This is a genomic window from Corynebacterium sp. KPL4015 (assembly GCF_040225725.1).
GTDB lineage: Bacteria > Actinomycetota > Actinomycetes > Mycobacteriales > Mycobacteriaceae > Corynebacterium > Corynebacterium rhinophilum.
Genome location: NZ_JBEHGF010000009.1, coordinates 18,260 through 37,875 on the forward strand (window position 1 = coordinate 18,260; position 19,616 = coordinate 37,875).

Below are 19,616 nucleotides of genomic sequence, written 5' to 3' on the forward strand. Positions count from 1 at the left end.
ATTATTAGACAACACTAGTGTTCCTTAATTCATTCCGGAATGCCACCATTGCAGTTACCGGGCGTGGCGGCGGGGGTAAATTTCCCACCCCACGGTCCTCGCGTAAGGTCTAAAGCCATGAAAGGGAAACTACGGGGAGTGCTCGATAGCGTTAAGGCAGAACTGCCGCGCTTGGGTACCGCAGGTTCTCGTTCCGCACAGTTGCACGCTGAAGGCACAGGCGCGCAAGCCGGTGATACTCGCTACGATTTCATCACCCAAGCGCCAGAGGTCCTCCAGCACACCACAGTCTCCCAAAAGCGCACCTTTTTCATCTTGCGGTGGGCGGGAACCGTCGGATCCCTCCTCATTGCCTTTGGTGCTTTGGGCGCGGGTGCCTTGCCGGTCGTGGGCAACCCTTATGACAATGTGCCCTTTGGCTCGCTCATGTCTCGCATGCTGCAGACCTCGTCTGCGCTCGTCATGGTGGGCGTGGGACTTTTAGTTACGGCCTGGATTTTCCTCGCCCCATTCGTGGGCACCCCGCTGCGCCAGGCCCGACCCGGCGAGCCCGCCAGAGATCGCTCCCGCCGGCTCGTTTCTCCGCGCCAGCTGTGGATCACGTGGGCCGGGTGGGTCTTCCCCCTCATCTTCACCGCGCCCTTATTTACCCAAGACATTTATTCTTATTTGGCCAATGGGTCCATCGTGGCGCAAGGGATGGATCCCTATTCCGCCGGCCCGGTGCAGCTTTTGGGCGCTGGCGACGAGCTCGCGCGCTCCGTACCGTTTATCTGGGCAAATTCACCATCGCCCTATGGGCCAGTTGCCTTGGGGCTGGCGGCCATCGTCAGCATCGTCACCGGAAACTCCATCGTCTTAGGCGTAATCGCCCACCGCCTACTTTCCATCGTGGGCATCATCGTGGCTGGCTGGGCCATCACGCAGCTTGCTCAGCGATGCCGCGTCTCCCCTGCCTCTGCACTATGGCTCGGCATCTTGAACCCACTGACCATTCTTCACCTCGTGGGCGGTATCCATAATGAATCCATCATGCTTGGATTGTCGTTATTGGGCATGGAGCTCGGTTTAAGGGGTATCGATAAGCTGGGGCACGATAAAAGAGGAGCCTACTTAGCACTCATAGCCTCGGGAGTTTTCCTATCCTGCGCCGGAATGGTCAAGGTTACTGGCTTTATTGGACTCGGCTTTATCGGCATGGCTTATGCCCGCCACTTGCACATGCAAGCACGCGTGCCACGCTGGCAAGCCTTATTCACGGCCATCGCCGTACAGGCTGCGGTGCTCGTAGTCACCATTGCGCTCATCAGCCTCATCACGGGAATTAATCTTGGATGGATTACCGGGCAAGGCGGCGCCGCCACAATTCGGTCTTGGCTTTCACTGTCCACAACGGTAGGAGTTGGCGCCGGTTTCCTCGGGATGTTTTTAGGGCTTGGGGACCATACAGACGCCATATTGACCATCACCCGCAGTTTCGGTGTCTTGGTCGCAGTCGCCTTTATGGCCCGCATGCTGTACGCCACCCTGCGCGGATATATTCACCCCGTCGGCGGGCTGGGAATCTCTACCCTGGTGCTTGTCATTTTCTTCCCGGTGGTCCACCCCTGGTACATCCTGTGGGCCGTTTTGCCATTGGCAGCGTGGGCGAACCGGCACATCTTCCGGTTTAGCGTCGTTGCTTATACCGGCGCGATGAGCTTTTTCGTCCTACCGCGTGGCCTAGGCCTACCTGCGGGAACGGTGCTTTCCATTTATATCGCCGCTGCCTGCGCTTTCGCCGTGGTAGCCGGAGTGTGGTGGGTTGCAATGCGCCGAAACGGAATCCGTGTCTTAAACTAGGCACCCGTGAATGCAATTCCAGCTGAAAGCCCCGCCCTGTCCTTGGAGGGTGTGGTAAAGAAATTTGGCCCCACGGCAGCCGTCAACAGGCTCAGCCTAAGCGTTGCACACGGCGAAATATTCTGCCTGCTCGGACCCAATGGTGCTGGCAAGTCCACCACCATCGAAATGTCTGAAGGCTTTATCCACCCCACTTCCGGATCCATTAAGGTCTTGGGTCTTGACCCGAGCACCGCGCCCGATAAGGTGCGCGAAAAGGTGGGAATCATGCTGCAAGGCGGCGGGTCCTACTCAGGTATCCGCGTGCTAGAAATGCTGGAATTGACCGCGCGCTATAACGCCAATCCCCTGCCACCGGAATGGTTGCTCAAAACCCTCGGCTTGCAAGGTGTTGCACGCACGTCCTACCGGCGGCTTTCCGGCGGGCAACAACAGCGACTATCGCTCGCACTCGCGGTCATCGGCAGGCCCGAGCTGGTTTTCCTCGATGAACCCACCGCGGGCATGGACGCCCAATCCCGCCTCGCCGTGTGGGATCTCATCCGCGCCCTCAAGCGCGACGGGGCCACCGTTATATTGACCACCCACCTGATGGATGAGGCTGAATCGCTGGCAGATCACATCGCCATCATGGATCACGGCGCGCTCGTGGCGCAGGGAACCCCGGCAGAACTGACCTCCCAGGGCGAGGACGCCGGTTTTAGTTTTAGCGCCAACTCCGCAGTTGACCTGGACGCCTTGCGGCGAATTGGGATCCCCACGACCGCCTCGCGGCCACTACACTACCGCGTGAGCCAGCCCGGTTCACCGGAATTGATTTCCGCCCTCGCCGCCGAACTCGCCCGGCAAGGCGTGCTTTTGCGAAGCCTAGAATCCCACCACCGGAACCTCGAGGAGGTATTCCTCGATCTCACAGGCAGGCACTTGCGCAGTTGATGAAGCCCTGTGTCTTGTCTTCATCCTAGAATCACCAGTACCCGCACCCACCACAAGCGAATTTTCAAGGAATAGGCCCCCGATTATGAGCACAACGTTTTCCCCCGGCACTTTCCGCCCGGCACCCAAGCGGGCGAGTGCGGGCGCCATCATCCTTGCCCAAGGCGGCATGGAAGCCAAGCTCATGCTGCGCCACGGCGAACAACAACTGCTTAGCATCGTTATCCCACTCGCCATCCTGATTGGGACCGCCCACCTGGAATCAACCACAGGCCATGGTCTGCACGAGGTTTTTCCCATGGTGCTTGCGGTAGCGGCGACATCGGCTGGCTTTACCGGGCAAGCCATCTCCCTGGCCTTTGACCGCCGCTACGGGGCTTTAAAGCGCACCGGCGCCTCCGGCGTACCGGCATGGGCGATTATCGGCGGCAAAATCATCGGCGTGTTGACGATGGTGGTATTCCAGATTCTCGTGCTCGGTGCCACTGCCTTTGCCTTGGGCCTGCGCATCAGTGTGCCCGGGATTCTGCTCATGATCGTCTCGCTCATATTTGGCGTCGCTGCCTTTACCGCCATGGGTTTGGTGCTAGGCAGCACCCTCAGCTCCGAAGCCGTACTCGCGCTAGCAAACCTCATTTGGTTCATCCTTCTGGCGATCGTCGGCTGGGCCCTATATTCTCAGGGCTTGGGGGATAATGGCCTGCTCAATATCGTGCCTACGGTGGCGCTTGCGGGCGCGCTTGCCGATGCCTCCAATTCCACCTTTCCCGGCATCGAACTCATTTCCTTGACCGCGTGGCTGGCAGTGGCGTCGTATGCGGCCGTTCGTTGGTTCCGCTTCGACGGCTAAATGTGAGTTATTACCAGATCCCTGCGAAATAGAGCCAAAGGTTTCGGTTCGCTACACACCCACTAGTAGGATGCACCTTGTGAATTACTGGACCAGAACTAAACGCTTTTTTAAAGAAGCCGTCCCCACCGTGGAGCAACAGCGCCTCATCGCGCTGATCCTGATCTTCTGCCAAGGCGGCATCACCGTATCTGGTTCCATTGTCCGCGTCACCGGCTCCGGCCTTGGCTGCCCCACATGGCCCCAGTGCCAGCCTGGTTCCCTGGTGCCGGTAGAAGGCGCAGCACCGGCAATCCACCAGGTCATCGAGTTTGGCAACCGCCTCCTCACCTTTGTTGATTCCGCCGCAGCCGGCGCGGCAGTAATCGCGATGTACATGGCGTGCCGCCGTCCTGAACTCAGGGTCTATGCCTGGCTCAACGTGGCCGGCATCGTGCTGCAGGCCGTTATCGGCGGCATCTCCGTGCACCTGGATCTGCGCTGGTGGTCCGTAGCACTTCACTTCCTTCCCTCCATGGTGCTGGTATGGCTTGCCTGCATGTTGTACGCCCGCATTAAGGAACCCGATGATGGCACCGCACAGCCGCGGTTCCCGCAAGCGATTCGTATTCTCGCCGTCATCGCTACCATCGCCCTCTCGATCGTCCTGATTACCGGCACCATGGTGACCGGTTCCGGTGTGCACTCCGGTGACTCCGGGGTGGGAATGGAAGGCCGCTTGGATGTAGATACCGAGTCCATGGCTATTGCCCACGCCATGTGCATGTATGTCTACCTCATCTTTACCGCCATTACCGTCTTCCTGCTGTACAAGCACCGCACGCCGCAGGACACCAAGAAGGCTGGCTGGGTCCTTATCGTCTGCATCCTCATTCAGTGGGCCGTGGGCGTCTTGCAGTTCTATCTGGGCGTGCCGCGGTGGACGGTCCCCTTCCACATCGGTATGTCCGCCGTGGTCACCGGTTTTACCGCCCTGCTCTGGGCACATGGGCGCCACCGCGTCGGTGGCACTCCGAACCTCATCTCAGGCTCGCCCCTCGGGGACGATAAATACGCCGTCCGCCAGCATGCATTAAATGAGGAACGCGCCGCCGTCTAAGATTTAGACAGCACTATTTTTCTGCAGCTACTGGGCTTTGTGGGATAGCATGGCCGTATGCATGCTATCCAGATCACAGAAACTGGCGGGCCGGAAGTCTTGCGCTACGCCGAGGTTCCTGCCCCCACGCCCACTGAGGATGAAGTCTTAGTCGATGTCACCGTAGCGGGCGTGAACTATATCGATACCTACTACCGCGAGGGTATCTATAATGCTCAGACGCCTTTCATCCCTGGCTTTGAGGGAACGGGACGCGTTGTCCACGATCCCAAGGGAGAAATTGCGGAAGGCTCCCTGGTGGCATGGCACCACGCCTTTGGCTCCTATGCCGAGCAGGTTTGCGTCCCTCGAAATGGCCTTGTCGCCGTGCCGGATGATTTCCCCACCGAAATCGCGGCCTCGATGCTGCTGCAAGGCATGACCGCACACTTCCTGTCCCACGGCGTCTATGAACTGGGCGAAGGCGCTACCTGCCTTATTACCGCTGGTGCGGGTGGTGTGGGCCAACTGTTGACCCAAATGGCGTCCTCTTTGGGGGCAACGGTCTATACGGTCGTCTCCACCGATGAGAAGGAAGAGATTTCGTATAAGTGCGGCGCCGACCACGTCTTTCGCTACAGCGATGGCTTGGGCGAGCAGGTTCGCCGGTTTAATGGCGGCCGCGGCGTCGATGTGGTCTATGACGGCGTGGGCCAAGCCACCTTCTTCGAATCGCTCGAAGCCGTTCGCCCGCGCGGCACCGTCGCTCTCTTTGGTGCTGCCTCCGGCCCAGTTGAGCCCATCGACCCTCAGCTGCTCAATAAGCATGGCTCGATTTTCTTGACCCGGCCTTCGCTTGGAGCGTGGACGGCGCAAGAGGGCGAATTCCAGCTGCGCGCGCAAGCGGTGGTCCAGGCCGTGATGGATGGAGACCTCAAGTTCAACGTTTCGGCCTCCTACCCCTTAGAAGATGCAGAACAGGCCCACCGCGACCTACAATCGCGCAGCACCACCGGTTCCATTGTCCTGCGGGTAAAACAGGACTAGGGCACAAAAAGCGCGGGCCACAAAGGCTCGCGCTTCAGCGTGCTACTGGGTTCTAGAACAGGGTGGAGGACCAACCGAGCATCCGACCGATTGGTTCCCAGCCTATGACGGCATCGATGGACAGTCCGATAAAGAGTACCGACAGGTAGTTATTTGAATAGATAAACAGGCGCATGGGTTTTACCTTTGCGCCTTTCTTTACGCCTTGGTGCAGGCGAATGGATAGCCACAAAAAGACCGCACCAGAAGTTACGGCGGCGACAAGGTAAATCCACGATGCCGCAGGGACGATCAGCAGCGTGACGATGACGGTGCCGATGGAATACCACACGATTTGGCGCGTTACCTCTTGCTCCGTCGCCACGACCGGCAACATCGGGACGCCGGCCTTGCGGTAATCTTCCTTATACTTCATGGCCAAGGCCCACGTATGTGGCGGAGTCCAGAAAAAGATAATAAGGAATAGGACTATTGCCTGCCACCAGCGGTCGGGCTCGCCTGCTGGCGCGTTATCACGAATCACGGCCCAACCCACCATGGCCGGCATACATCCTGCTAAACCGCCCCACACGATGTTTTGGGCATTGCGCATCTTCAAAAACTTGGTGTAGACGAAGACGTAAAAGAAGTTCGTCAGGATGACGAAGAACGCCGCCAACCAAGAATTTGCGAGGATTCCCAGCCAGAGCACCGAAACCACGAGCATGATCCAAGCAAAGATCGCCGCGTTTCGCTTAGAAATCGTGGCGCGCACTAGTGGCCGCGCTCGGGTGCGTTGCATCTTTTGGTCAATTTCATAATCGACCACATTATTAAAGGTATGGGCAGCAGCAGCGCCCATCCAACCGCCGAAAATGGTGGAAATGATGAGCCAGATATTTTCAGAAACCGCCTCAACGCCCCGTTGTGCTTGGAGCATCGCCGGAATTGCGGCCACGAGGAGGAGTTCAATAATCCTCGGCTTCGTTAGCGCAAAATAGGCCTTGATGGTCTCCAAGGAATTCCTCCACTATCTGAACAGACGTTGATCTACAGCACACACGCTACACAGTGCGGTATGCCCACGGTGTAGTGGTCGCACACCCCGGCACAAAAGTTCCGGAGAATTAATTCACACTATGGCTTACATTTAAAATGCGCTACACATGGATCGTATCAATGCAGCGGAAATGCAGAGAGTAACTAATGCTATGCCGTACACCGCTTAGCCATGCCAGCTTACCGGTTACCCGCAGCTTTCAATAATTCCGCACCACCATCAAAAAAGTAACTAGACTGTGTGGAGTTCAGTAATTAACGCCTAGAGTTAAGCGAGGCCTTATACCGTGTCGAAAGATAATTTGTCCCCAGACCTGCAAGCTATGGTCGAGCGCCGTTATCCGGACGACTGGACAGAGACCGATACTCGCGCGGTCGACACCGTGCGCGTCCTTGCTGCCGATGCCGTCCAGAATTGCGGCTCCGGGCACCCAGGCACGGCGATGTCCTTGGCTCCCCTCGCCTATACGCTTTACCAGCGCGTTCTCAATCACGACCCCAATGACGTGAATTGGGCGGGCCGCGACCGCTTCGTGCTGTCTGTCGGCCACTCCTCCCTGACCCTGTACATTCAGCTTTTCTTGGGCGGGTTCGGCTTGGAGATGAAAGATCTCCAGCAGCTACGCACCTGGGGCTCGCTTACCCCTGGCCACCCTGAGGTGCACCACACCGATGGCGTGGAGATCACCACCGGCCCGCTCGGCCAGGGCCTGGCATCCTCGGTGGGCATGGCCATGGCCGCCCGCAAAGAGCGCGGCCTCTTCGATCCTGAGGCACCAGCTGGTCAATCCCCGTTTGATCACTACGTCTATACCATTGCCTCCGATGGTGACCTGCAGGAAGGCGTCACCGCAGAGGCATCGTCCCTGGCCGGCACCCAGAAGCTGGGCAACCTGATCGTTTTCTGGGATGATAACCGGATTTCCATCGAGGATGACACCAATATCGCCTTCAACGAGGACGTCGCCGGGCGATATGAGGCATACGGCTGGCACGTCCAGACGGTTGAATCCGGCGAGGACGTCGTCGCCATTGAAGAGGCAGTGCGCAATGCCCAGCAGGAAACGGAGCGCCCCTCCTTCATCCGCGTCAAGACGGTGATCGGTTACCCGGCCCCCACCAAGATGAACACCGGTGGCGTCCACGGCGCCGCGCTTGGCGATGACGAAGTTGCCGCTACCAAGGAAGTGCTCGGCTTCGATCCAGAAAAGACCTTCCACATCGATGATGAGGTCTTGGCTCACACCCGTAAGCTGGGTGAACGCGGTGCCGAAAAGCACGCGCAGTGGCAAGAAAAGTTCGACGCTTGGGCGGCAGAAAACGCCGAGAATAAGGCGCTCTTTGACCGTGTGACGGCCCGCGAATTGCCAGAAAACTTCGACGCCGAGCTGCCTGTATGGGAGCCAGGTGATGCGATTGCCACCCGTAAAGCCTCCGAAGCGACCATCCAAGCGCTGGCCGCTGCCTTGCCAGAAATGTGGGGCGGCTCGGCCGACTTGGCGGGTTCCAATAACACCGTGATTAAGGGCGCGGATTCCTTCGGTCCTGAAAACATCACCACCAATAAGTGGTCCGCTCAGCCTTATGGCCGCAACCTCCACTTTGGCATCCGCGAGCACGCGATGTCCGCCATCATGAACGGAATCGCTCTCCACGGAAATACCCGCGCATATGGCGGTACCTTCCTGATCTTCTCCGAGTATCAGTACCCTGCCGTGCGCCTCGGCTCGCTGATGTCTACCGATACCTACTACGTGTGGACGCACGATTCTATTGGCTTGGGCGAGGACGGCCCAACCCACCAGCCAGTAGAAACCCTGTCAGCGTTGCGCGCCATTCCGAACCTGTCTGTAATCCGCCCTGCCGATGCCAATGAAACCGCGCAGGCCTGGGCCGCAGCGATGGAATACAAGGCTGCACCGAAGGGCCTTGCGCTTAGCCGCCAGAATCTTCCCATCTTGGACGGCACCAAGGAAAAGGCACGCGATGGCGTTCGCCGCGGTGCCTACACCTTGGTCGAAGGCTCCAAGGATGAACCCGATGTCATCTTGCTGGCCACTGGCTCGGAGGTGCAGCTCGCGGTGGAGGCAGCCAACCAGCTCGAAAGCGAAGGCACGTCCGCTCGCGTGGTATCTGCTCCGTGCCTGGAGTGGTTCGACGAGCAGGATGCAGAGTACCGCGAATCGGTCCTGCCCAGCAGCGTGAAGGCTCGCGTTTCCGTTGAGGCTGGCCTCGCCATGTCCTGGCACAAGTACACCGGTACTTTCGGCCGCAACGTCTCCCTAGAGCACTACGGCGCTTCTGCTCCCGGCGATGAGCTCTTCAAAAAGTTTGGCTTCACCTCTGCTGCAGTTGCCGATGCCGCACGCGAAAGCATCGCCGAAACGCAGCGCTAAGCCCACCTCACCGACGCTAAAAGGAATGACTATGAATAACATTTCTGAACTTGCCCAATTAGGTACCTCCACGTGGCTCGATGACCTTTCGCGCCAGCGTTTGGAGTCTGGAAACTTAAAAGAGATTATTTCCTCCAAGTCCATCGTTGGTGTGACGACCAACCCAGCTATCTTCGCCACCGCTATGACTAGTGGCACGGCCTATGACGCGGACTTGGCTGCATTGAAGGAGAAGGGTGCTTCGGCCGATGAGGCCGTCTACTCCCTGGCCATTACGGACGTGCAAAACGCTTGTGACCTTTTCGCCGATATTTACGCCGAGACCGACGGCCAGGATGGCCGCGTATCCATCGAGGTGGATCCGCGCATCTCTGACGATGCAGCGGCAACCCTCAAGCAGGCCCGCGAACTGTGGGACAAGGTGGACCGCCCCAATGCGATGATCAAGATCCCGGCTACCAAGGGCTCCCTTCCCGCAATCGAGGATGCCCTCGCAGATGGAATCAGCGTCAATGTCACCTTGATCTTTTCGGTGTCTCGCTACCGCGAGGTCATCTCCGCATTCCAGGCTGGGCTCAAGCGCGCGGCCGAGGGTGGCAAGGACGTCACCAAGATTCATTCGGTCGCATCCTTCTTCGTCTCCCGCCTGGATACGGAAGTTGATAAGCGCTTAGAAGCTATCGGTTCCGAAGAAGCCCTGTCCCTGCGCGGCAAGGCCGGTGTCGCTAATGCGCAGCGTGCCTACGCCCTCTTCCAAGAAGAATTGCTCGGTGACAACGGCCTCCCAGAAGGCGCTCCCGTACAGCGACCACTGTGGGCTTCCACCGGCGTGAAAAACCCTGATTACCCAGCAACGCTGTACGTGACCGAGCTGGCTGGGCCGCACACGGTCAATACCATGCCGGAAAAGACCATTGATGCGGTCCTGCAGGAAGGTGGCCTCCACGGCGACACCCTGTCCACGGCCGGCGAAGAAGCCGAGAAGGTCTTCTCCCAGCTCGAATCGGTGGGCATTGACCTAGAAGATGTCTTCGTGGTCCTTGAGCGCGAAGGCGTCGACAAGTTCGTCGCCGCGTGGAATGACCTCCTTGATTCCCTCAAACAGCGACTCGCGTAAACTACGACCGTGGTCTTAGCCCCGCCGGAAAGCCGGCGGGGCATTATGCCGCCACTAGTTGAAAGACTACTTAGCTTTTCCCTCTAGGAAGGATAATCCGTGACGGACTCAGCCGCTTGGGTCAATCCCTTGCGTAATGCCGCCGATAAACGATTGCCACGCATCGCGGGCCCCGCGGGCATGGTCATCTTTGGTGTAACCGGCGATTTAGCTTTCAAAAAGCTCTTGCCGGCCATCTATGACCTTGCCAGCCGCGGTCTCTTGCCCGCGGGCTTCACGCTCGTCGGCTATGGCCGCAGGGACTGGGATAACGCGGACTTCTGCGATTATTTCCGCAGCGCGGTAGAAGCCGGTGCCCGCACTGACTTTAACCACGACGTCTGGGAGCACTTATCCCAAGGAATCGAGTTCGTGCAAGGCTCCTTTGATGATGAGGGCTTCGACAGGCTTTCTGCACGGTTGGCCGAGCTGGATAAGGCCCGGGGCACGGGAAGCAACTGGGCATACTACCTTTCGGTGCCGCCAGAGTTCTTCTCTGATATCTGCCACCAATTGGAACGCGTGGGCATGGCCAATTCCATGGAGGATTCGTGGCGCCGCGTGATCATCGAAAAGCCCTTTGGACATGACCAGGAATCCGCGCGCGAACTCAATGAAATCGTCAACGCGGTCTTCCCCGAATCGGCCGTCTTCCGCATCGATCACTACCTGGGCAAAGAGACCGTGCAAAATATTATGGCGCTGCGGTTTGCCAACCAGTTCTTTGAGCCGATGTGGAACGCGCACTATATCGACCACGTGCAAATTACCATGGCCGAAGATATCGGCCTCGGCGGCCGCGCTGGCTACTATGACGGAATCGGCGCTGCACGCGACGTTATTCAAAACCACCTCCTGCAGCTGCTCGCCCTCGTAGCAATGGAGGAACCCTCTTCCTTCGAGCCGGAGGCGCTGCGCGCCGAAAAGGTCAAGGTGCTGCGCGCCACGCAGCCAGTGCATCCGCTGAATAAAACCACCGCTCGTGGCCAGTACACCGCCGGCTGGCAGGGCTCGGAATACGTGAAGGGCTTACGCGAGGAGGAAGGCTTCGATCCCGCCTCCACTACCGAGACGTACGCGGCATGTACGCTGGAGGTCAATTCGCGGCGCTGGGGTGGCGTGCCGTTCTACCTGCGCACGGGAAAGCGGCTGGGGCGCCGCGTCACCGAGATTGCCTTGGTCTTCAAGGCCGCACCGAACCAGCCTTTTGTCGATGGCGAAACCGATGCCCTTGGCCAAAATGCGGTGGTTATCCGCGTTCAACCAGATGAGGGCGTCACCATGCGCTTTGGCTCAAAGGTGCCAGGCTCCACCATGGAGGTGCGCGATGTGAACATGGACTTTGCCTATGCCGAGGCATTCACCGAGGAATCCCCCGAGGCCTATGAGCGCCTCATCTTGGATGCCCTCCTCGATGAATCATCCCTGTTCCCCACCAATGAAGAAGTCGAACTATCGTGGTCGATTTTGGATCCGATCATCGATTACTGGTCCAAGCATGGTGAGCCCGAAGATTATAAGGCGGGCACATGGGGGCCCACCTCAGCCGATAAGATGCTGCGCCGCCGGGGTCACTCCTGGCGCCGCCCGTAGAAGGGATGTAGTCAATGATTATTCCATTGCCTAATACCACCACTGGTGAAATTGCCAAGAAGCTTGTCGATGCCCAGGAGCACTACACCCGCACCACGGGCCGCGTGCTCACCTTAATCGTGGAGGCACAAGAAGGCGACGATCTGGAACAAATTCTTGCCTCTGTGCGCGATGCCTCTCATGAGCACCCCTCCCGCGTGCTCGTCGTGGTCCCCGGTGACCCGAATTCTGATACCCAGCTCGATGCCCAGCTCCGCGTCGGTGGCGAAGCCGGTGCCTCCGAGACCGTCGTCATGCAATTGCACGGGGCACTCGCGGATCAAGCCGAGTCCGTGCTCACCCCGCTCTTGCTGCCGGATACCCCACTGGTCGCATGGTGGCCCAACGTGTGCCCCCAGGTGCCGTCAAAAAGCCCCGTGGGCAAATTGGCCCAGCGCCGCATCACCAATGTGGCCCATAAAGGTACCGTGGGCGAGCAGGATCTGCGCGCGCTTTCTGATGGCTACTCCCCCGGCGATTCCGATATGTCCTGGGCCTCCATCACGCTGTGGCGCGGGGTCGTCGCATCGGCGCTCGATCACCATCCCCATGAAAAGGTGCTATCGGTAGAGGTCGCCGGCCCTGCCGGGCATCCGGCGCCTAACTTCGCGGCGGGTTGGTTGCTTGACCGCCTCAGCGTCCCAGTACAGCGCACGGCCAAGGAAGCAAATAATGACTATTTCCCGGTTACCCACCTGCGCTTTAACCGGGAATCGACCCACGTAGATGTGGATGTCGTCGATGAGCGCACTGTGCGAGTGCGCGTACCGGGTACCCCAGACTCGCTAGTCAGTTTGAGCCCGCGCACGCAAACCGAAATCCTCTCTGAGGAATTACGACACCTCGATGCCGATAAAACTTATGCCCAAGCACTACGTGCTCTGGGAGAAGTAGACTACAGTAAGCTTTAACAGCGCACTTGTTTATACCGATTCTTTGCAAAGGATTCTGATACCGAATGGTAACGCTTCACCGCGTCAGTGATGTAGATGACCTTATTTCCCAAGCCGCACTCAAATTTATTGAGACCATCGCCGGAATTCAGGCTGGCAACGGTGGCATCCATGGTGACGGCGTAGCAAGAATCGTACTAACGGGTGGGGGCGCAGGAATCGGACTGCTGCACGAGCTTGCGCGCCTTGACTTTTCCGCCCAACAGCAAGGTGAAAACTACCCTGCCCTGCGTATCGATTGGTCCCGCGTGCACATCTTCTTTGGCGATGAGCGCAATGTTCCGGTCAGCGACCCAGATTCCAACGAAGGTCAAGCGCGTTCCGCGCTGCTCGATCACGTCGATATTCCAGATCAGAATATCCACGGATTCGACCTCGGTGCGGTCTCCATGGAGGCTGCCGCCAATGCTTACGAGCCGGAGCTGAAAGACTTCGCACCTTTAGGCTTCGATCTACACCTTTTGGGCATGGGCGCAGAAGGCCACATTAACTCCCTGTTCCCCCACTCTCCTGCCATCCGTGAGCAGGAAGAACTCGCGGTACCGGTACACGATTCTCCCAAGCCACCCAGCGAGCGCATTACCCTCACGTTGCCGGCGGTCAATAGGTCCGAGCGCGTCTGGCTCTTGGTTGCCGGGGAGGAAAAGGCCGCTGCTGCAAAGAGCATCGTTGACGGCGTCGACGCTGAGGAGTGCCCAGCGGCCGGTGCGCAAGGGACGAAGGAGACGATCCTCTTCCTTGCTGACGATGCCGCGCAGGAACTCTAAAAACATCGCCGCCCTTCCTGCTTAACGCACAAAGCGCCGGTACCTCAGCCCCACCCTTTCTCTGCGAAAGGACACGGGATGAAGTACCGGCGCTGTTGTTTGGCCGGGTCCTAGGCCGCGAAGGCCTGGATGAGGTTAAGGCCAACGATGCAGGCCAACCAGATAATCACCATGACGATGGTATAGCGGTCCAAATTCTTTTCCACCACGGTCGAACCGGACAGGTTCGATTGCACACCGCCGCCGAAAAGGCTAGACAGGCCGCCGCCTTTGCCCTTGTGTAAAAGCACAAAGATGGACATCAAAATAGCTGAAATTAGCAAAATGATTTCCAGTGCTAAGACCATGAGGTTCTTCCTTTTCTCAACGTGCGCCCAGTGGCACCTTCGATGTACTACCGAAAGTCACGCTTGCCACCGGCGCGAAGTACTTACCTGCTTTGCCTACGCAAAGCAATCACAAGGGCCTACTGTACACCATGCCGCGGGCGGGGCTCACCCCAACCCGCGGCATACCAGTCACCTTGTGATGGTTGTTAACGCATGTTAACTAACGGCATTAGCTGCATTGGCGGCTAGCTTGGCGAAGTCCTCTCCTACCAAGGACGCACCACCGATGAGGCCGCCGTCTACGTCCGGCTTGCTGACGATATCCGCAACGGAGTCAACCTTTACGGAACCGCCGTACAGGATGCGAATACCTTCGGCAACCTCGTCGCCCGCGAGTTCCTTGACCAAGCCACGGATGGCGGCGCACACTTCCTGCGCGTCATCCGCGGAGGCAACCTTGCCGGTGCCGATGGCCCACACGGGTTCGTAGGCGATAACCGTCTTGGATAGCTGCTCGGCGCTAAGTCCCTGCAGGGAATCGCGGGTTTGGTTCACCACGTAGTCAACGTGGGTGCCGGCCTCGCGCACGTCGAGCGGCTCGCCCACGCAGACGATGGGGCTGATGCCATTTTCCAAGGCCGCTGCGGCCTTTTCAGCGACCAGCTGGTCGGTTTCGCCGTGGTATTCGCGACGCTCGGAGTGGCCAACGACTGCCCAGCTGCATCCCAGCTTGTTCAGCATCTGGCCGGATACCTCGCCGGTGTAGGCGCCAGACTCGTGCTTGGAAATGTCCTGCGCACCGTAGGTGATTTTCAGCTTATCGCCCTCAACTAGCGTCTGAATCGTGCGGATATCGGTAAATGGAACCATGTAGGCTACATCTACCTTGTCGTAGTAATCCTCCGGCAGGGAGAATGCGAACTTTTGAACGGATCCAATGGCCTCAATGTGATCGAGGTTCATCTTCCAGTTACCAGCAATAAGTGGTGTACGTGCCATAATTTATCCTTTCTTTGGACGCCTGAATTTAGCTGTTTCAGGCGGTTTATGCTTCGAGCACGGAAACGCCCGGCAGCTCCTTGCCCTCGAGGTATTCGAGGGATGCGCCGCCGCCGGTGGAGATGTGGCTGAAGCCATCCTCATCGAGGCCCAGGGTGCGCACAGAGGCTGCGGAGTCGCCGCCGCCGACGACGGAGAAGGAACCGTTAGAGGAGGTGGCATCGATAATCGCCTGCGCTACTCCAGCGGTGCCCTTGGAGAAGGCTTCCATTTCGAATACGCCCATGGGGCCGTTCCAGAATACGGTCTTGGAGTCTGCCAGTACGTCGGCAAATTTCTCGATGGTCTTCGGTCCGATGTCCAGGGACATCCAGCCCTCAGGAATGCCATCGAGCTCAACGACCTTGGTCTCAGCATCGGCGGCGAACTCGCTGGCGGCGGTAAGATCAACGGGAAGGACGATCTTGTCGCCAAAGCGCTCCAGCAGGCTCTTGCAGTTTTCGATCTGGTCCTCTTGCAGCAAGGACTCCTGAACGTTGTAACCCTTGGCTGCCAGCAGGGTGTAGCACATGCCGCCGCCGATGATGATCTTATCGGCCTTTCCAGCAAGTGCTTCGATAACGCCAAGCTTGTCAGAGACCTTTGCGCCACCCAGTACAACGACGTATGGGTGCGCCGGATCCTTTGCCACGGTGGACAATACGTCCAATTCCTTTTCCACCAGCTTGCCGGCGTAGGCGGGCAGGCGCTTGGCGACGTCATATACCGAGGTCTGCGCGCGGTGCACAACGCCGAAGCCATCGGAGACGAACGCGCCATTATCAGCAGCCAGGGCGACGAGCTCGTCGGCGAATTCGCCGCGCTCTGCCTCATCCTTGGAGGTCTCGCGAGGATCAAAGCGGACATTTTCTACCAGCATGACATCGCCGCTGTTTAGTCCGTTGGCGCGCTCATGGGCGTCTTCGCCGGTAACGTCGTTGGCCAAGGCAACGTACTGGCCTAGGGCCTCAGACAGCGCTTCTGCGACCGGAGCCAGGGAGTACTTGGAATTTACCTCACCCTTGGGGCGGCCGAGGTGTGCGGAAAGGATGACCTTCGCGCCGCCATCGACAAGAGCCTTGATGGTGGGAAGAGATGCGGTAATGCGGCCGGGGTCGGTGATATTTCCGTCATCATCCAGCGGCACGTTGAAGTCAGAACGAACCAGAATGTGGCGGTCCTCTACGCCTTCTTCTAGCAGGTTATCTAGGGTCTTAAAAGCCATGTGTTACTCCTTTTATAGTGGATTCTGCAGTTTAGGTTGCTACATAAAATGATACCGGCCACAACGTCGTGCCGTCAGGGCGTTCGTTGTGGCCGGTATCGCATTAAGGGGTGCTCTATATTAGAACTTTAGAGATTTTCTGCAACCAGGTTGGTCATGCGGACGAGCTGGGAGGTGTAGCCCCACTCGTTGTCGTACCAACCCAGCACCTTGACCAGGTTGCCGTTGGAGACCTTGGTCATACCGGCGTCGAAGATGCAGCCGTGCGGGGAGGTCACGATGTCGGTGGAAACCAGGGGATCCTCGGTGTATGCGAGGGTGTCCTTCAGCTCACCTTCAGCTGCCTCCTTCAGTGCCGCGTTGATTTCCTCAACGGTGACGTCGCGGGAAGCGGTGAAGGTCAGGTCAGTTGCGGAACCGGTGATGACCGGAACGCGCATTGCGTAACCGTCCAGCTTGCCTTCCAGCTCAGGCAGGACCAAGGACACGGCCTTTGCTGCACCGGTGGAGGTAGGCACCAAGTTGACGGCTGCGGCGCGGGCGCGACGCAGGTCCTTGTGAGGAGCGTCCTGCAGACGCTGGTCACCGGTATAAGCGTGAACAGTGGTCATCAGGCCCTTTTCCACACCGAACTTGTCATTCAAGACCTTGGCCATAGGGGCCAGGCAGTTGGTGGTGCAGGAAGCTGCGGAAATAACGTTGTGGTTAGCTGGGTCGTAGGTATCGGAGTTAACACCGTAGACGAAGGTTGCGTCAACTTCCTTACCAGGGGCGGAAATGATGACCTTCTTGGCGCCGGCCTCAATGTGAGCCTTTGCGTCGTTACCGTTGGTGAACAGGCCGGTGGACTCGATAACGAGGTCCACGTCCAGCTCGCCCCACTTCAGGTTCTTCGGGTCCTTCTCGTTGAAGACCTGGATGCGGTTGCCATTGACGGTGATGGAGTCATCGTCGTAGGTAATCTCGCCGTCGAAGCGACCCAGTACGGAGTCGTACTTCAACAGGTTAGAGAGAGTTTGGTTATCGGTCAGGTCGTTGACGGCAACGATCTCAAGGTCGTTGTCGGTCCGGTTAACTGCGTGGAAGAAGTTACGACCAATGCGGCCAAAGCCGTTAATGCCTACGCGGGTAGTCACTGTAAATCTCCTCAAAGAGTCGAGTAATTATTTCTATGGGCCTACCGCGGGTCCTTCGAGTACTTTACTGCTCTGAGTGAGTAAGGTGCCCGAGGCTTTGCCCAACAACCGCAATACTACAGAGCCTTTATAGCGCGTGCAGTGGGCTGCAAGCCTGACAACGCAGGATCTGAAAGTTTTCCGATCTAGGCGTACAATCTTCCCGAGTATTTTTGTTTTTCCGAATATTCAGGCTGTTTAAGCCCGTTTAAGTTGGTTCTTGTGGACTTTACACCGTTAATGTGTGATATATCACTACACGTGGGCGTTCCCCTACTTCACCGCACACCAGTCCTCCAAAGACACAGTGGTATAAATTAACTTAACCCAAATCACACCTCAGCGTTTATGACGCGATATGCTTGCGCTAACTCACTGTGTTCCAGGTAGCACTCGGGCATTCGCTGGGCGCTAATCTCTCGCCTGAAACGCGTGGGCAATAAATTTACATCCCTCGCAGACCGAATGCGCCTGCGATAGTACCCCCGTTAGAATCGAGGATACTCAATGTTTGAGATAAACACCTCTGTTGTGGGAGACAGTCTTGGGCTCACCGCGCTCGTGGCGATTCTCCCCCTCGTAGCCTTTTTCATTATGTTGATGGGCTTTAAAGCCCGCGCACATACTTCGGGAGCCGTCGCCCTTGCGACCTCCATCATCCTAGCCATAGTTGCCTTTGCGATGCCCGTGGATATGGCACTATCCTCCGCGGTCCGCGGTGGCCTATTCGGCCTACTGCCCATCGTCTGGGTCATTATTACGGCGATTTGGTTTTACGAGATCACGGTCGCCTCGGGCCGCTTCGAAGATCTACGTAAGACCTTCGACCTCTTGGGCGATGGCGATATCCGCATCCAGTCGATGCTCATCGCCTTCTGTTTCGGTGGCCTCCTTGAAGCCCTTGCGGGCTTCGGTGCCCCCGTGGCCATCACCGCCACGATGATTATGGCGCTCGGCGTAAAGCCCCTGCGCGCAGCCACGGTAGTCCTTATTGCGAATACCGCTCCAGTCGCGTTCGGTGCGGTTGGTATTCCGGTCACCACCGCCGGTGAAGTCGGCGGACGTACTGCCGAGCAAACCCAAGATATTGCCGGCCTTATTGCCCTGCAGGTCTTGGTCATTGCCGCCATCGTCCCGTTCCTTATCGCATTCATCCTGGACGGCATGCGCGGTGTGAAGGAAACAGCGCCCGCTGCCGCAGTCATCGGTATTTCCTTTGCCGGCGCGCAGTGGCTTACCGCCACCTTCTTCGCCTACCAGCTCACCAACGTTATTGCCTGCATCGTGTCCCTGGGTGCTGCTTTCATCTTCCTCCGCATGTGGAAGCCACGGGGTGTTACCCAGCTGCGCGAGCGTATGGAGCTACCTGCCGCAGAAACCGCGACCGACCTCAACGGCCGCCGCATCTGGATGGCGCTGCTGCCCTACGCCGTCGTTACCGCAGTATTTGCCGTTGCCACCGCAGCACCAGCGATCTTCGGATTCTGGAAGCTGAAGTTCGCGTGGCCACTGCTTGATGGCACCGTCATCGGCACTAACGGTGAGGCCATGGACACCAGCTTTAGCTTCAATGTCTTTGGCAACCCAGGTACCCTGCTCTTGCTCTCCGGCATCATTGTGGCCATCGTTTACCACTTCTGGAACGAAAACGGCCGCTACAAGCTCAGCTTCGCCCAACCCGTGCAGGCCTTCGGTGAGGTTGCCAACCGCATGAAGTTCTCTGGGCTGACCATCGTTTTGGTCCTCGCTTTGGCCTACACGATGAACTATTCGGGCCAGACCATTGCTATCGGTGAATTCGTATCCTCCGCCGGTTCCATCTTCGCGCTATTCGCACCCGTGCTGGGCTGGATTGGTACCGCGGTGACCGGCTCCGATACCTCCGCAAACGCGCTCTTTGGCAACCTGCAGGTTGCGGCCGCTGACCGCATTGGCGTCAACCCTGACCTCATGCTGGCTGCCAATACCGCCGGTGGTGTTGTGGGTAAGATGATTTCGCCGCAGTCCCTGGCCATTGCGGCAACCGCCGTATCCATGGAAGGCAAGGAATCTGTCATCCTGAAAAACGTAGTGGGCTACTCCATCGCGTTCTTGGCCGTTGTCTGTGTCATCGTCTTCTTGATGACCAACGTCCTGGGCTTCTTGGTCCCATAA

Annotated in this window: 16 protein-coding genes; 11 read left to right on the top strand and 5 right to left on the bottom strand. The window is 58.1% G+C overall.

Going from position 1 to position 19,616, the window contains the following annotated elements; all coding sequences use genetic code 11:
- The first annotated feature begins 117 nt into the window (after nt 1–117).
- From mptB to ABRP64_RS05000, 5 genes are all read left to right on the top strand, one after another.
- On the top strand, nt 118–1,842 hold the full coding sequence (gene mptB / locus ABRP64_RS04980) for a polyprenol phosphomannose-dependent alpha 1,6 mannosyltransferase MptB (protein ID WP_296087921.1): 1,725 nt from the start codon (nt 118–120) through the stop codon (nt 1,840–1,842).
- Between the two features lie 6 nt (nt 1,843–1,848).
- Nucleotides 1,849–2,778 (top strand): ABC transporter ATP-binding protein, encoded by a 930-nt coding sequence (locus ABRP64_RS04985; RefSeq protein ID WP_349865662.1) that lies wholly within the window; start codon nt 1,849–1,851, stop codon nt 2,776–2,778.
- Nucleotides 2,779–2,863: 85 nt separating this feature from the next.
- A complete protein-coding gene (locus tag ABRP64_RS04990; RefSeq protein WP_349865664.1) occupies nt 2,864–3,628 on the top strand; it encodes an ABC transporter permease in 765 nt (254 codons plus the stop codon).
- A 70-nt stretch (nt 3,629–3,698) separates the two neighbouring features.
- Complete coding sequence (locus ABRP64_RS04995; protein WP_284769775.1) at nt 3,699–4,727, top strand: COX15/CtaA family protein; 1,029 nt, start codon at nt 3,699–3,701, stop codon at nt 4,725–4,727.
- Between the two features lie 57 nt (nt 4,728–4,784).
- Nucleotides 4,785–5,753, top strand: a complete 969-nt coding sequence (locus ABRP64_RS05000; RefSeq protein ID WP_296087929.1) for a quinone oxidoreductase family protein — start codon at nt 4,785–4,787, stop codon at nt 5,751–5,753.
- 52 nt (nt 5,754–5,805) lie between these two features.
- On the opposite strand, the gene ABRP64_RS05005 is transcribed toward ABRP64_RS05000, so the two are convergent.
- The gene (locus tag ABRP64_RS05005; RefSeq protein WP_284851687.1) at nt 5,806–6,750 is read right to left on the bottom strand and encodes a heme o synthase; all 945 of its coding nucleotides are present in this window, start codon (nt 6,748–6,750) and stop codon (nt 5,806–5,808) included.
- A gap of 364 nt (nt 6,751–7,114) precedes the next feature.
- Here ABRP64_RS05005 and tkt point away from each other — a divergent pair, with 364 nt between their 5' ends.
- From tkt to pgl, 5 genes are all read left to right on the top strand, one after another.
- Nucleotides 7,115–9,187: a transketolase gene (gene tkt / locus ABRP64_RS05010; RefSeq protein ID WP_349865702.1), complete on the top strand. Its 2,073-nt coding sequence runs from the start codon at nt 7,115–7,117 to the stop codon at nt 9,185–9,187.
- A gap of 31 nt (nt 9,188–9,218) precedes the next feature.
- Entirely contained in the window at nt 9,219–10,304 is a 1,086-nt protein-coding gene (gene tal, locus ABRP64_RS05015; protein WP_284784112.1) for a transaldolase, read from the top strand.
- Between the two features lie 99 nt (nt 10,305–10,403).
- A complete protein-coding gene (gene zwf / locus ABRP64_RS05020; protein ID WP_349865667.1) occupies nt 10,404–11,936 on the top strand; it encodes a glucose-6-phosphate dehydrogenase in 1,533 nt (510 codons plus the stop codon).
- A gap of 14 nt (nt 11,937–11,950) precedes the next feature.
- Entirely contained in the window at nt 11,951–12,886 is a 936-nt protein-coding gene (locus ABRP64_RS05025) for a glucose-6-phosphate dehydrogenase assembly protein OpcA (protein WP_349865669.1), read from the top strand.
- A gap of 47 nt (nt 12,887–12,933) precedes the next feature.
- The gene (pgl, locus tag ABRP64_RS05030) at nt 12,934–13,695 is read left to right on the top strand and encodes a 6-phosphogluconolactonase (protein WP_284784119.1); all 762 of its coding nucleotides are present in this window, start codon (nt 12,934–12,936) and stop codon (nt 13,693–13,695) included.
- Nucleotides 13,696–13,805: 110 nt separating this feature from the next.
- On the opposite strand, the gene secG is transcribed toward pgl, so the two are convergent.
- The 4 genes from secG to gap form a co-directional block, all read right to left on the bottom strand.
- A complete protein-coding gene (secG, locus tag ABRP64_RS05035) occupies nt 13,806–14,042 on the bottom strand; it encodes a preprotein translocase subunit SecG (RefSeq protein ID WP_284769768.1) in 237 nt (78 codons plus the stop codon).
- A 198-nt stretch (nt 14,043–14,240) separates the two neighbouring features.
- The gene (tpiA, locus tag ABRP64_RS05040; protein WP_284769767.1) at nt 14,241–15,023 is read right to left on the bottom strand and encodes a triose-phosphate isomerase; all 783 of its coding nucleotides are present in this window, start codon (nt 15,021–15,023) and stop codon (nt 14,241–14,243) included.
- Between the two features lie 46 nt (nt 15,024–15,069).
- On the bottom strand, nt 15,070–16,287 hold the full coding sequence (locus ABRP64_RS05045) for a phosphoglycerate kinase (protein WP_349865671.1): 1,218 nt from the start codon (nt 16,285–16,287) through the stop codon (nt 15,070–15,072).
- A 128-nt stretch (nt 16,288–16,415) separates the two neighbouring features.
- On the bottom strand, nt 16,416–17,423 hold the full coding sequence (gene gap, locus ABRP64_RS05050; RefSeq protein WP_349865673.1) for a type I glyceraldehyde-3-phosphate dehydrogenase: 1,008 nt from the start codon (nt 17,421–17,423) through the stop codon (nt 16,416–16,418).
- 546 nt (nt 17,424–17,969) lie between these two features.
- Here gap and ABRP64_RS05055 point away from each other — a divergent pair.
- A complete protein-coding gene (locus tag ABRP64_RS05055) occupies nt 17,970–19,616 on the top strand; it encodes an L-lactate permease (RefSeq protein WP_284781979.1) in 1,647 nt (548 codons plus the stop codon).